Raw genomic sequence first — 14,463 nt, forward strand, 5'->3', positions numbered from 1 at the left:
CGCTTATGGCGAAGGGATTGTTTTTTTTTTGAGAAATGAAACAATCAATGAAATTTAATAAAAAAGCTTAGTTAGTTGCATTCATTGTTCAAATCGGTTACACTAAGTAAGTAAAAAAATATAATACAAGGTTCGTCTTCAGGGGCAGGGTGTAATTCCCGACCGGTGGTTATAGTCCACGACTCGTTTTTAACGATTGAATTGGTGTAATTCCAATACCGACAGTATAGTCTGGATAAAGAAGATAGGGCTTATTTGAGACGCTTTTTCATCAGATAATCCTACTCTATTTTTCCCTGCAGAAAAATAGGGTTTTTTTGTATGACAAAGAAGCGAATCAAAAAGTTCGTTGAAGATGGGTCCTTAATTGGAGGATTTCAGATGAACAACAAGGTACAAAAAATGGTCAGCATTGCAATGTTGGCTGCAATTGGTACAGTATTACAATTTGTGGCATTTCCGATTATGCCGGCGTTTAGTTTTTTGAAAATCGATTTTAGTGATATTCCGATTCTACTCGGAATGTTCTTGTACGGACCGTTAGCAGGAGTAATTACTGCTTTTGTTCGTTCGTTGCTACACCTGTTCTTAACCGGACTAGCACCGCAAAATATGGTGGGAGATTTCGCTAGCTTTTTAGCAAGTAGTATCTTCACCTTGCCAATTTTTTATTTCTTTGGTAAAAAGAAAAATATCCGTACAAATCGGATAGTGGGCTTAGTAAGTGGGATCTTAGCCTTGACAATTTTCATGAGTATTGCGAATTATTTTGTCATTACACCCATTTACTTACAATTATATGGTGTGACCACACAACAATTTTTAGGAACATCTTTAGCAAGCTATGTGGCGATTGGTATTGTGCCATTCAACCTTATTAAAGGCCTCTTAGTCAGTGGTGTTTTTCTAGTACTACATGCGAAGTTATTGCCATGGCTATCAAAAAAACAACATACTATTCAGAAAAAAACACCGTTAACAAAATAAATGATAAAAAACCTGCTGTTGAACAATGTTTGACAGTGGGTTTTTAAAATTTACGCCTAAAAGAAAAGAGGTTGTCATAATCTGTCATCATTCTGTTAAAAAATACTAAACCATCTGCATTGTAATTTTAACTTTCCCTTGGTATGATAGAAATCATCAAAGAAAGAGGAGTTTTCCTGAGTGAAAAAGTGTAAAAATTGTCGTCACGTGAATCGTGATACGGAGTCCTTTTGTGAAGAATGCGGCGCTCCGCTAATGAATGAATCAATGCATCAAGAGGAAAACCAAGCACAACCATCAATGAATAAAGGGAACGAATCTACTCCTCTCAGATCAAAAAGAAGCTGGATCTGGGTGTTTCTTTTTGTAGTCATCGTTCTTGGAGCGGGTAGCTATTTTCTCGGGACGCATTATTTTTCTAAGGAACAACAAATTTCTCATTTTATTGAAGCGATTGAGAATGGTGATGCCCAAGAATTAAGTAAAAAAATGAGGACGAACGAGTCTGAATTTCAAGTGAATCCGCAAAGCATTAAGCCTTTAATCACTTATTATCAAAAAAATCCAACTGAGCTAAAAAAATTAGAAAAAGCGCTATTAAAGGATAAAAAGCTACATGGTTTAACTATTCGTGAAACAAGTCAAACAGCATTTTTCTTTCACCGTTATCAATTCATTTTAACGCCTGTTTCTGTTCAGTTAACGACGAATCAGCGCGGTGTGACGCTGGCAATGAACGGGCGGGAAGTGGGCACTTCCGACTCAACCACTTATCAAAAGGAATTGGGACCCTTAGCGCCAGGACAATATACCTTTACAGCCACAGTGAAAGATAGCACCGGTGAACCTGTTATCACAGAAGAGTATCGTTTATTAGAAGAGGAAAATTATATTTCTAGTATTCCTTTAGATTTTAAACGAATGAATTTTGTTGTGGAGAGCAATCTGCCAGACGCAGATATTTATATTAATGATCGGAAAGTTGGTACGCTATCGAATGGAAGCAAAACGATTGGCCCTTTGTTCTGGTCCAAAGGGATGACGATTCAACTTAAAAAGACGATTAATGGAGAAGAAATTCAAACATCAAAAGAAACGATTGGTGAAAATGATTTTGTCGAAGCGCTCTCCGATAATCCAACGCTACAATTGAATTTTCCGTTAGCTAGCGACTATGATGCCCGCAAAGCGCTAGAAACCTTTTATCAAGCATTTGCCAAACAAGTGAAAAGTCATACGGATAGTACAGAATTTGCTAAAAAATATCTCGTTGGTGGGGAAAATAATCCTCAATTTCCTTCTTTTATAGAAGCACTTGAACGATTACGTGAAAAGAAATCGACCGATGTTTCACCAGATTTTGAAGTAACCATTAATACACTACAATTGGATGGTAAAGAAAATTACCATGTCAATTATTATTTAGAAGCCAAAAATTCTAAAGCAAAAGAAAATGGTCTTCGTTATGAATGGATCAATGGCCTAAATGATCAAATTCATTTAGTCAAAGAACCGCTAAAAGAAGGACAATTACAGTTTGTTTCGATAGATGAGCAAACACTTGCTTGGCTCGAAAAAATACTCTAAGCAAAAATGAGTGCTAAATTATTTAGCACTCATTTTTGCTTATTTCTATTGCACGCGTGGGACATTTGCGGTACGCTTTTAACACATTCTCGCGTTCGTTTTCTGGAATAAATTGTTGTCGAGCATGCGGCTCGTCTTTAAAAAGGACAATCCCATGATCATCATAATCAAATATATTGGGCGCATAAACTTGACAAAGTCCACAAGCAATACATTTTTCAGGAACTAAACGTGATTGCATAAACAGTGACACATCCTATCTAAAAGAGGTTTACTATGGAAGCAACTTTTATTTTAGCGTTATTATCTCACGGATACAAGGTACGTGCATCAACTTTGTATCATCTTTTAAAAGGCAAACGGACTAGCTCTGTTTTGATTTATGGTTTTTTATATGATTGTTTACGATTCATTGGCTGGTGGCCAACGATTTCCGAACAAGCCTATTTTCAATTTCTTGAAAAACTTTCGAAGGCGAAACAAATTCAGTATCACAAAGAGACAAATGAAATTCAACTAACAAAAGAAGGGCAACTATTTTTAAAGGAGCACCATTTTTCGTTGCTGGATTATCCTGCAATTGATCTTTATCGTTTTGGCAGAAGTGATCGAGAAAGTTGGCAACTCATTCAATTTGCCGTGCAAGTGACTTCGTATTTATCATTTGAGGAAAAACAGTATATTCCACTTTTATCAACACCGATTCCGCAACTATATTTGAAACGATGGTTACAAAAAGACAAGAAAGAGCAGCGCATTCAATCAATCAAAGAAGAACTGTTGCGAGGGTTTGAGTTACTACCTGAAGCAGAAAGCGACTATTTGGTTGCGCAACTTTCTGGTTATCAGCAAACTGGCAAAGTTCCTCAGCAATTAACAAGCCATAAGACAGCTCTTGAACAGCGTTTGTGGCACACGCAAGCGGTTCATCATTTACTGCAGTTGATAATGTACGGAGGAAACTATCCTGCTTTACAAACGCTTGTATGGCCGTATCTAGAAAAAAATCTAAACCAAAGTATGCAAGAAACCCAACGATTGTTAACGGAAGGCAAGACGCTTCAAGAAATTGCTGAGCAGCGAAAAATAAAACCGAGTACCATTCATGACCATCTATTAGAGTTGGCTATTCAAGGGCAGCTGCAGGCGTCTGTTTATCTTGAAAAGGAGGCAATGCTCCAAAAATTGGCTCAAATAGAACAAGATCCGCGGTTGTGGGTGTATCGGGATTGGCGAGCGCAAGAAGCGACGCTTTCTTATTTAGATTTCCGCTTATATCAAATCCAACAAATTTGGCAAGAAAAGGAGTGAGTGTTGTTGACATTAGAACAAGAATTATTCACTCGATTTGGTTATGCAGCGTTTAAGCCTGGTCAAAAAGAAGTGATTACAAACTTACTTGACGGTATGAATACATTGGCTGTTTTGCCAACAGGCACCGGTAAATCATTGTGTTATCAATTTGTGGGCCAAAAGTTAGAGGGACTAACGGTAATTGTTTCTCCCTTACTTTCGTTAATGGAAGATCAGGTGCGTCAATTACAAAGACAAGGAATTAAAGGTGCGGTTGCCTTAAACAGTACGTTACAATATTCAGAAAAGCGTTATATTTTAGCGAAAATGTTCCAATACGATTATCTGTTTTTAAGCCCAGAAATGCTTTTGCAGCAAGAAGTACTTAGTGTGTTACAACGCCAAAAAATTGCATTATTTGTGGTGGATGAAGCCCATTGTGTTTATCAGTGGGGCGTCGATTTTCGCCCTGAATATAGTAAATTAGATCTGGTCCAAAAACAGCTAGACTTTCCTTTGACCTTGGCGTTAACTGCCACAGCGACACCCGTTGTACAGCACGCAATTATAAAACAATTATTTTCTCATGGTAGCTATCAAGAAGTTCTTTCTTCAGTGAATCGAAAAAATATTGGCTTGTTCGTGAAGGAAACGTCAGAAAAAGAAGAAGTATTACTAGATTACTTATCTAAAACGGCTGGTAAAATCATTATCTATTGCGCCACGCGCAACAAAACAGAACAAATCAGTCAACTTATTCAGGCGAAAACCAGTTTTAAGGTAGCCTATTATCATGGGGGCTTGGAGGCTAGTGAACGTAGTCGCTTGCAAGAACAATTTATTGATAATCAAATCGATATTCTTTGTGCAACGAATGCTTTTGGGATGGGAATCGACAAACCTGATGTTCGTGGAGTGATTCATTTTGATTTGCCTGATAGCTTAGAAAATTACCTGCAAGAAATCGGGCGAGCTGGACGTGATGGTCAAAAAAGTTGGGCGCTATTATTATATAAAAAAGGGGATGAATTTATTCATCGGTTTTTCTTAGAAGAGACAAGAGCGAATCGAGCGACCTTAAAATCGCTGATTGAAGGAGAAGAACAAGCAGGTTTGTTAGAAAATGCCACCGAGTTACAACAAAAATGGGTCCAAGGCTATTTAGCCAAGGATTATTCTTTTGAAGAGCTAGAGCATCGTTTAGAGGAGAAAGAAAAAGATCGCCAAGCACAATTAAGAGGGATGCTGACGTATATTGAAACCACAACCTGTCGAAGAACGTTGATTCAAACTTATTTTCAAGAACCGATTGTAAAACAATCACCGGAAACTTGTTGTGATAATTGTGCGTTATTCTTTGACATTTACCAAGATTCAATAGTAAAATCGAACAAGACCAGCAATCAAAATGAAGAAGATTGGCGTTCTAAATTTCTAAAATTATTTAAAGAACGTGATTAATTCATTTTTTTAGTCGGCAGTTGGCAAAAGCTATGATATAATAACAAGCGAGAGAAGTTTAGGAGGAAATTAGCAGTGAGTAAAAAGGACAAAAAGAAAAACCAAGCTCGTGAGCCATGGGAACAATCAATTTATGAACCTGATCAAAATGGTGGTGGTTCTCGTTTAGCAAAACGCCAACAGCAACGAGGAAATTCATTATTTCTAACTGTTTTAGTTATTTTGCTATTATTAATTATTGCCATTCCAATTGGGACTTTCTTATGGATGATGCAAGACAAGAAACCGAACGAAAGTGCTAGCAAAAATAGCCAGCCATCTTCTTCATTAGTCCAATCATCATCAAAAGAGAAGAAAAAAGAAAGTACGTCAAAATCAGTGGAAAGCTCAGAACCAGCAAGCAGCCAACCAGCTGAAAATACAACACCTTCAAGTTCAGATGCTGCTGCACAGCAACAACAGGACCAACAAGCACAACAGCAACAGCAACAACAAGAGCAGCAACAACAACAAGAAGCTCAAAATCAACAACAGCAACAAGCGCAGAACCAACAACCTGTTTATGATACCGTTCAAAGTGGCGAAGGGGCACGTCAAGTTGCCGAACGTAACGGAATGACATTAGAACAAATTTTAGCGTTAAATCCTGGGATTGATACATCTGTGTTTTATCCAGGACAACCATTACGTATTAAATAATCCAGAAAAAGAGGTTTGGACAGCACTTTCAAGGCTAAACCGCGACGAATGATTACATGAGAATGCCAATAAGCAGAAATTTCCGAAAGATGGTTTGCGTCTTTCGAGGGATTTCGGCTTATTGCTTTTTCGTTAGAAACTCGTCATCAGTTTAAATCCAAGTTCTTTTCTTCTGATTTTAATATAAAAGAAGAAGCGCATTTTAAAGGATGCATATCAGTTAAGGAGTTTTTTCATGGGGAAAATCAGTATTGCTATTGACGGACCAGCTTCGTCAGGCAAAAGTACAGTTGCAAAAATTTTAGCAAAACAATTGAATTATGTGTATTGTGACACGGGTGCCATGTACCGAGCGATTACGTATCTGGCCTTGCAAAATCAAATCGACATTCAAGCGGAAGAACCATTAGTAGCGCTTTGTGTCAACCACACTATTTCTTTTCAGCAAGCAGAGAATGGCCAACGTGTTTTTATCGACGGTCATGAAGTGACCGAAGCGATTCGCCAGCCAGATGTAACGAATGCTGTTTCAGCTGTTTCAAAACATGCAAAAGTTAGAGAAGAAATGGTGGCGTTACAACAGAAAATTGGTCAAGCCGGCGGAGTTGTCATGGATGGTCGAGATATTGGTACTGCAGTTTTACCAAAGGCCGAAGTAAAGATATTCTTGGTGGCTAGCGTTGAAGAACGTGCAGAACGTCGTTTTAAAGAAAATCAAGAAAAAGGGATTGAGACGGATTTTGAAACCTTGAAGGCGGAGATTGAACGTCGGGATTATTTAGATTCAACCAGAGAAGTATCACCCCTTGTCCAAGCAAGTGATGCTGTGAAAATCGATACAACAGGGTTGACGATTGAAGAAGTCGTCGCCGCCATACAAAATGTGATTAAACAAAAAGGTTTTGAACTTTTTTAAAGAATTTTAAGAAAAATAGAAGAAATCGCTTTATTTTTTTACAAAAATCTCGTACTATGTAAGTATATATAGCTAAGTTTTGGAATTTTTGTTGGCATAGGAGGATAAGAGGCATGACAGATTTTGAAGACAAACAAGTAGCAAACAACGAAACAATGGAAGATGCAATGAACAGCGTTCAAGAAGTCAGTGTTGGCGATATTGTTAAAGGCGAAGTTTTAGCCATTGAAGACAAACAAGTTGTTGTCGGCATTGAAGGAGCGGGCGTTGAAGGCGTTGTTCCTGCAAAGGAATTATCGACTTTACCAGTTGAAGATGTACACGAACTTGTGAAAGTCGGTGATGTGTTAGATTTAGTTGTTATCACATCAATTGGCAAAGATAAAGAAAACGGCAGTTATTTACTGTCAAAACGCCGTTTAGATGCTAAAAAAGTTTGGGAAGAAATTGAACAAGATTTCCAAGCGGGCAAAGTAATCGAAGCACCTGTTACAAATGTTGTTAAAGGTGGTTTGGTTGTTGATGTCGGTGTTCGCGGATTTGTTCCTGCCTCAATGGTTGAAGATCATTTTGTTGCAGATTTTTCTGAATATAAAGGTCAAACACTAGCATTTAAAATTATTGAAATCGAACCTTCAGAAAACCGCTTAATTCTTTCACATAAAGCAGTTGTTGAAGCTGAAAAAGAATCGAAAAAAGAAGAATTACTTTCTTCTTTACATGACGGAGACGTTGTTGAAGGGAAAGTAGCTCGTTTAACAGATTTCGGCGCATTCATTGATTTAGGTGGCGTGGATGGTTTAGTTCATGTTTCTGAAATTGCTCATCAGCATGTGGGCAAACCAAGTGATGCGTTAACTGTTGGCGAAGACGTTCAAGTAAAAATTCTTTCAATTAATCCAGAAGAAGGACGTATTTCTTTATCTATTAAAGAAACATTGCCTGGACCATGGACAGATATCGAAACAAAAGCAGCCGCTGGGACTGTTTTAGATGGCACAGTAAAACGCCTAACAAGCTTCGGTGCCTTTGTGGAAGTTTTCCCTGGTGTGGAAGGATTAGTGCATATTTCTCAAATTTCTCACAAGCACATTGCAACGCCTCATGAAGTCCTTCATGAAGGGGATCAAGTACAAGTGAAAGTTTTAGAAGTTAATCCAGAGGAACATCGTATTGCTTTAAGTATCAAAGCGTTAGAACCAAAACCTGAGTCTCAAGAAGAACCAAAAGAAGAACAGGAATATGAATTGCCTGAAGAAAATACTGGTTTTACCATGGGCGATATTTTAGGTGACGCTTTATCTGATGCGAAAGAAGAGGAATAACACGTTACTTTCTTGAAATTTATGAGTTTGACATAGCCGTAAACAGATCGGCTATGTCAAACTCATTTTTTCTTGAATTGGTTAGAAAATCAGCAGAAACTAAAACTTTTCTTGCACTTTAAGGTTTGATTAGGTAAACTAGTAAGGATTGAAATTCTCAAGGAGGGAATCAAATGGCAAATCCAACTATTGCGATTGTCGGTAGACCGAATGTCGGTAAATCGACTATTTTTAACCGCATTGCCGGTGAGCGTATCTCGATTGTAGAAGATACTCCTGGCGTAACACGCGACCGTATTTATACAACTGGAGAATGGTTAGGGCGTGAATTTAGTATTATTGATACCGGTGGGATTGATTTAGGTGACGAACCATTTATGGACCAAATCAAACACCAAGCAGAAATTGCGATTGATGAAGCAGATGTGATTATCTTTGTTGCTAGTGGCCGTGAAGGAATTACTGATGCAGATGAGTTAGTAGCAAAAATTTTATATCGTAGTAATAAACCAGTGATCTTAGCTGTTAATAAAGTTGACAATCCTGAAATGCGTAATGATATTTATGAATTTTATGCTTTAGGACTAGGGGATCCTTTCCCAGTTTCTGGTAGTCATGGTTTAGGCATTGGCGATGTGTTAGACGAAGCAGTTAAACATTTTCCTAACACTTCAGAAGAAGAGGACGAAGATACAATTAAATTCAGTTTAATCGGGCGTCCAAATGTCGGTAAATCATCATTGATTAATGCTATTCTTGGTGAGGATCGCGTGATTGTTTCAGATATTGAAGGAACAACGCGAGATGCAATCGATACGTATTTTGAATCTGAAGAAGGTCAAAAGTTCTTAATGATTGATACAGCTGGTATGCGTAAACGTGGAAAAGTATACGAATCAACTGAAAAATATAGCGTCATGCGCGCAATGCGGGCGATTGAACGCTCAGACATTGTTTTAATGGTCTTGAATGCAGAAGAAGGTATTCGTGAGCAAGACAAGCGTGTGGCGGGCTATGCCCATGAAGCAGGTCGCGGTATTATTATCGTGGTCAACAAATGGGATACAGTCAAAAAAGATACAAATACAATGCGTGATTTTGAAGCGGAAATTCGTGATGAATTCCAATATTTAGATTATGCACCCATTATTTTTGTGTCTGCATTAACCAAACAACGTTTAAACAAACTGCCTGAACTAATTGAAACGGTAAGTATGAATCAAAACTTACGGATTCCTTCAGCGTTGTTAAATGACGTTGTAATGGATGCTGTAGCAATTAATCCGACACCAACCGATAAAGGAAAACGTTTGAAGATTTTTTATGCAACACAAGTGGCAGTCAAACCACCTACATTTGTTATTTTTGTCAACGAAGAAGAACTAATGCACTTTTCTTATGCCCGGTTTTTAGAAAATCAAATCAGAAAAGCATTTACGTTTGAGGGCACGCCAATTAAAATCATTCCGCGACGCCGAAAATAGTGCATTCTACCATACTTTTTTTAGATATTCAAATAAATTTATCAACTTTGAGAAAAAATGATTATTTTTTGAAAAAACTGGTTAAAATACACTAAAAACCTTGCTATTACAACTTTCTTATGCTATCTTGTTAACAGAATATTGAACCAGATCAATATTTGCTGTCTGTTTTTGGACCACTCAAAAATAGACGGAACTTTAGGTGTGTAAAAACATCGTATCTCTTATAGAGGAGGTGAAATGATCCATGGCAAATAAAGCAGAATTAATCGAAAACGTTGCATCTTCAACTGGTTTAACTAAAAAAGATGCTACTGCAGCAGTAGACGCTGTCTTTTCAACAATTCAAGAAACTCTTGCTAAAGGTGAAAAAGTTCAATTAATCGGTTTTGGTAACTTTGAAGTTCGCGAACGCGCAGCTCGTAAAGGACGTAACCCACAAACTGGACAAGAAATTCAAATCGCTGCAAGCAAAGTACCTGCATTCAAACCAGGTAAAGCATTGAAAGATGCAGTGAAATAAGACAGACAATTAGAACCCTTGGTTTCCAAGGGTTCTTTTTTGAATCATACATAAAAAATGTTATTTTAAGAGGTGGTCGAAACAGTACGCTAAAAGGCTAAATTGTAACGAGCCTTGGGTGAGAAAAACGTGCTTCGCTCCGAGAATCAAGCGGGAACGGTTCGACACTCGCTCCTTGCTTTTTTGATAAAAAGAGAAAGATTTATGAATGAAGGACAAAAATAAGTTGTTGCCAGTAGCTGTTTTTTAGTGGTTATGCTAGACTTGGGGTGAAGGAAGAGGAAACAGTCTTAAGGTGGTGAATCAATGAAATACAACTATTCTAGAGGGGAAAACAAGGTCGCTATTATTTATGGAGAAACATTTGCTTCCGTCCTAAAAAAACGACCAGTAACGACGGAGTCAATCGTTGTTTTGGCGAATCAGCGTTACTATGATCTTTTTTCGGAGAAGATTAATTATGCCTTTGGGGAACAGTTGGGATTAAACTGGTATATTTGTCGCAATGATGTTCATTGCAATGACTTATCAGAATTAGAAAGTGTGTTACGTTTCTTAGCTGATTGGCCAGAAAATCAGGATGTTTTATTGATTGGTTTAGGTAATGAAGGGGTACTACAATTGACCGCATTTTTGCACCAAGTAAGTAAGTGTTCCTCCAAATGTTGGCTGATGCCTGTGTCTGTTCAAGCGTTACGGCAAGGACTTTTACCAAGTGTCACAATTCAGCAAGCACAGCATGCAACTATGCATATAGAAAATCATTCAGAAGAAATTTTGTTTGATAGTACCTTGACCAATAAAAAAGGTGCCGCTCCTTTAATTGATTTGCTCGTTTTTATTCGAGCGGGTCTTGTCTGTGATTATACTTATTTACAAATGTTATACCAAACGTATCCAGATAAAAAACGGTTGAATCAAACGTCATTTAATGGTATTTTAGACGAGTTGTTATCTTTGTATGAACAAGCAGGGGAAAAAGTGGATCAATTTGGCCGAGTTTTTGAAGCGGCCTTTGCTACAACCGAAAATGGCCATTTGTTATCAGGTCCCATGAAACGATTATTGGGATTATTGTTACAAGTTTTATGGAGCCAGCAAGTCAATCACTTTGACTTTCAATTTAAAAATTTTATCGTTTGGTTTATTCGCTTAGGTTTTCCGGTGGCGTTTCCAAAAGAAATTTTAAGTGCTGATTACGCAGAACAAGTTTTGCTTCACACAGAAACACTAGGTCCTCCTATGGTGTTGGAAAAAATCGGTCAACTAGGAGCAGCTTTAAAGCCAACGCCCGATCAACTGTTAACAACGATTGAAAGATACCAAGAAATTTTAAAAGAGATTTGAGGGGAAATTATGTCATATAGTGAAAAAATGGTTCAAGCATTACAAGCTGAAAATTTAGCAGAAGCACAGTTAATGTTTGAAGAAGCATTAAAGAAAGATGATGAAAATACCTTAGCTGATTTAGGGGAAACGTTATTATCTTTAGGTTTTCTAGAAGAAGCCAAACAAATTTTCCAACAATTGTTGGAACAATTTCCCGATGCAGATGGCTTAAACATTCCATTAGCAGAAATCGCCATTGAAAATAATGAAATAGATGACGCATTCATCTATTTAGAAAAAATTCCAGAAACTAGTGACAGTTATATCCAAAGTCTCTTAGTCACTGCGGATTTGTACCAAGTTTTAGGGATTCCAGAAGTCAGTGAAGCGAAATTAAAAGAAGCAGCCAATCTTATGCCAGAAGAGCCGTTAATTCAATTTGCTTTGGGAGAACTATATTTTACAAATGGTCAATTTGTTGAGGCTATTACTCGTTATCAAAGCATTGTAGAAAGTGGGACAGCGCAAATCTCTGCTATTTCCTTGAATGAACGCTTAGGAAGTAGTTACAGCATGTTAGGTGATTTTGAAGAAGCAGTTCCTTATTTGGAAGCCGCGGTCAAAGAAGAACAAACAGACGATCGTTTATTCCAGTTAGCTTTCACTTATTTACAGTTACATGAGAATCAAAAAGCCATTGCGTTGTTCCAGCAATTAAAAACACTAAACCCACATTATCAATCACTTTATCTATATTTAGCGGAAGCGCTCCAAGAAGAAGAGCAATTAGAGGAAGCAAAAGCGGTGATCGAAGAAGGAATTGCGGAAAACCCCTTCCAAGTAGAGTTATACCAATTTGCCTCTGAAAATGCCTATCGCTTACACGATATTGCTGGTGCTGAAAACTGGTTGTTAAAAGCTTTGGAATTAGGTGAGAAAACAGATGAAAGTCGTTTGACCTTAAGTAATCTCTACATCACGGAAGAGCGTTTTGAGGAAGTAATTACTATCTTAAATGATTTAGAGGAAACGGATCATCCTTATGCTGAATGGAACTTAGCAAAAGCGTACAACGAATTAGAAGACTTTGCCGTCGCTAAAGTTCATTATGAACAAGCAGCGCAAGAATTGTCTCACGAACCAGAATTTCTAAAAGAATACGCATTGTTCTTACGAGAAGAAGGCGAACTTGAAAAAGCAAAACACTTGTTATACCACTATTTGGAACATGAACCTGGTGATGTCGACATGCAATCTGTGCTAGCAGATATGGAAGAAAGATAGGAAACGACGATGTTTGTTAGTTTATCAGAAAAGAAAAAATTTTTAACTTGGTTAGTGAATACCGTGCCTTTTGGAAGAAGAGAAGTACTGTGGATTTTAAATTACTTATTAACGCACGATGCGATTTTAAATAATGTTCATTTTGTTGAGAACGTAGAAAAAACCGATCGGGGGATTCGTGTGGTAGCGGATGGTTTAGGTAAGGAGCCGTTATTGCTTTTTATCCAAGCACAAGAATTTACAGATCCGGAACAAATTTTTCACGAGATTCGGATGAATTGGCGGAAAGCTCTTTATTTAGAATGTGTATTTCCAGAGGCTTGGCAAACGAGCCAGTATTTATCTGTTTTAGAAGATAATCCGTTTGCGCCATGGAATGAACAAGTGGATCAGGAAGTTGCCAGAGCGATTGATCAATACTTTAAGCAAGAAGAACAAACGCAGCGAATGGCATTAATTAAAGCTCAAATTGATGATGCTTTAGAAACAGGCAACAAAGAAGCGTTTTTAGAATTATCCGATGAATTAAATCGTTTGAAGCAACAATAAATAAAACCCAGCATTTATTGAAAATGCTGGGTTTTATTTATTGTTTTAATTTAAAGCGCCGTTGTTTGCTGGGTTTTGCATAAGTAAAGCCTTCGCCAATTGCTTCATGTACGTTAATGATGGACACAAAGGCTTTTTCATCTATTTCATTAGCAATCCGTTTGACTTCCATTATTTCTCGAGGACTGACTACCGTGTAGAGAACCCGTTTTTCCACTTGTGAATAAGCACCTTCACCATTTAAATATGTTACCCCGCGTTCTAAAGAAGCCATTAAACTTTGACCGATTTCTTCGGAATGATTGGAAACAATTAAAATTCCTTTCGCAGCATAGGCTCCATCGAGTACAGAATCAACAACACGACTGAAAACAAAGGACACAATTAAAGTATACATCATTCGTTTGACATCAATATAGGTCAACGAGAGGAGTAAGACTGCAACATCAAAAAGTAACAACGAGCGTCCCATGCTAATCCCAAAGTATTTTTCGAAAATGCGGGCAATGACGTCGGTCCCGCCAGTGGTTCCGCCTACGCGGTAAACAAGGCCACTCCCGAATCCTGCGGCCAAACCAGCTAGGAGAGCAGCAATCAATAAATCATGATCTAAATTAATTTCAACAGGAAATTTTTGCCAAAACCACAAAAATACCGATAACGACACGGTACCAATTAGCGTATAATAGAGGGAACGTTTGCCTAAAATTTTACCACCAATTAATAAGAGCGGAATATTGATTAATAATGTCGTATATGCTGGGTTAAAATGAAATAAGGCTCTTAAAATCAAAGTAATCCCCGTGACACCACCTTCGGCCAGGTCATTGGCAATATTGAAAGTAACCAAACCAAAGGCATAGATACAGCTTCCTAATACAATAAATAACACATCTTTAAAATAAAATCTTTGTTCTTCCATTTAATCACGTCCTTTTACAGTATAAACTGTATCATTCTCCATATAAAACAACAAGTAGAACCTTTCCAGATAGCCAAGTTTTTGATAAGATGTAGGAGGTAGAG

14 protein-coding genes and 1 riboswitch are annotated in these 14,463 nt (G+C 37.7%); of the genes, 12 read left to right on the top strand and 2 right to left on the bottom strand.

The window, feature by feature from the left end; all coding sequences use genetic code 11:
- Positions 1–130 precede the first annotated feature (130 nt).
- Positions 131–250: riboswitch (FMN riboswitch) on the top strand.
- A 71-nt stretch (positions 251–321) separates the two neighbouring features.
- Together IGK82_RS06410 and IGK82_RS06415 are read left to right on the top strand one after the other, a co-directional pair.
- The gene (locus tag IGK82_RS06410; protein ID WP_002382314.1) at positions 322–987 is read left to right on the top strand and encodes an ECF transporter S component; all 666 of its coding nucleotides are present in this window, start codon (positions 322–324) and stop codon (positions 985–987) included.
- Positions 988–1,242: 255 nt separating this feature from the next.
- Positions 1,243–2,574, top strand: a complete 1,332-nt coding sequence (locus IGK82_RS06415) for a zinc ribbon domain-containing protein (RefSeq protein WP_016622413.1) — start codon at positions 1,243–1,245, stop codon at positions 2,572–2,574.
- Positions 2,575–2,596: 22 nt separating this feature from the next.
- Here the strand turns inward: IGK82_RS06415 and IGK82_RS06420 are convergent, their stop codons facing one another.
- A complete protein-coding gene (locus IGK82_RS06420) occupies positions 2,597–2,815 on the bottom strand; it encodes a ferredoxin (RefSeq protein ID WP_002357617.1) in 219 nt (72 codons plus the stop codon).
- Positions 2,816–2,850: 35 nt separating this feature from the next.
- Between IGK82_RS06420 and IGK82_RS06425 the strand changes: the two genes are divergently transcribed.
- The 10 genes from IGK82_RS06425 to IGK82_RS06470 all read left to right on the top strand — a co-directional run bounded on the left by IGK82_RS06425 (position 2,851) and on the right by IGK82_RS06470 (position 13,437).
- A complete protein-coding gene (locus IGK82_RS06425; protein WP_016622412.1) occupies positions 2,851–3,885 on the top strand; it encodes a helix-turn-helix domain-containing protein in 1,035 nt (344 codons plus the stop codon).
- Complete coding sequence (locus IGK82_RS06430; RefSeq protein ID WP_016618860.1) at positions 3,886–5,328, top strand: RecQ family ATP-dependent DNA helicase; 1,443 nt, start codon at positions 3,886–3,888, stop codon at positions 5,326–5,328.
- A 75-nt stretch (positions 5,329–5,403) separates the two neighbouring features.
- Entirely contained in the window at positions 5,404–6,027 is a 624-nt protein-coding gene (locus IGK82_RS06435) for a LysM peptidoglycan-binding domain-containing protein (protein ID WP_002371160.1), read from the top strand.
- A 235-nt stretch (positions 6,028–6,262) separates the two neighbouring features.
- Complete coding sequence (gene cmk / locus IGK82_RS06440; protein ID WP_002357612.1) at positions 6,263–6,943, top strand: (d)CMP kinase; 681 nt, start codon at positions 6,263–6,265, stop codon at positions 6,941–6,943.
- A gap of 113 nt (positions 6,944–7,056) precedes the next feature.
- The gene (gene rpsA, locus IGK82_RS06445) at positions 7,057–8,268 is read left to right on the top strand and encodes a 30S ribosomal protein S1 (protein WP_002360341.1); all 1,212 of its coding nucleotides are present in this window, start codon (positions 7,057–7,059) and stop codon (positions 8,266–8,268) included.
- A gap of 173 nt (positions 8,269–8,441) precedes the next feature.
- Positions 8,442–9,752, top strand: coding sequence for a ribosome biogenesis GTPase Der (gene der, locus IGK82_RS06450; RefSeq protein ID WP_002357608.1), 1,311 nt, complete (start codon positions 8,442–8,444; stop codon positions 9,750–9,752).
- Positions 9,753–9,999: 247 nt separating this feature from the next.
- Positions 10,000–10,275, top strand: coding sequence for an HU family DNA-binding protein (locus IGK82_RS06455; RefSeq protein WP_002357604.1), 276 nt, complete (start codon positions 10,000–10,002; stop codon positions 10,273–10,275).
- Positions 10,276–10,581: 306 nt separating this feature from the next.
- Positions 10,582–11,622 carry a hypothetical protein gene (locus IGK82_RS06460; RefSeq protein WP_010709420.1) on the top strand — a complete coding sequence of 347 codons (1,041 nt, stop codon included), beginning with the start codon at positions 10,582–10,584 and terminating at the stop codon, positions 11,620–11,622.
- 9 nt (positions 11,623–11,631) lie between these two features.
- Positions 11,632–12,888: a tetratricopeptide repeat protein gene (locus IGK82_RS06465; protein ID WP_002361801.1), complete on the top strand. Its 1,257-nt coding sequence runs from the start codon at positions 11,632–11,634 to the stop codon at positions 12,886–12,888.
- Positions 12,889–12,897: 9 nt separating this feature from the next.
- Positions 12,898–13,437: a ReoY family proteolytic degradation factor gene (locus IGK82_RS06470; protein ID WP_002361802.1), complete on the top strand. Its 540-nt coding sequence runs from the start codon at positions 12,898–12,900 to the stop codon at positions 13,435–13,437.
- Between the two features lie 37 nt (positions 13,438–13,474).
- Here IGK82_RS06470 and IGK82_RS06475 read toward each other — a convergent pair whose 3' ends face one another.
- The gene (locus IGK82_RS06475; protein WP_002357595.1) at positions 13,475–14,359 is read right to left on the bottom strand and encodes a YitT family protein; all 885 of its coding nucleotides are present in this window, start codon (positions 14,357–14,359) and stop codon (positions 13,475–13,477) included.
- Positions 14,360–14,463: the final 104 nt, after the last annotated feature.

Source organism: Enterococcus sp. AZ197 (assembly GCF_050556405.1).
GTDB classification, from domain to species: Bacteria; Bacillota; Bacilli; order Lactobacillales; family Enterococcaceae; genus Enterococcus; species Enterococcus faecalis.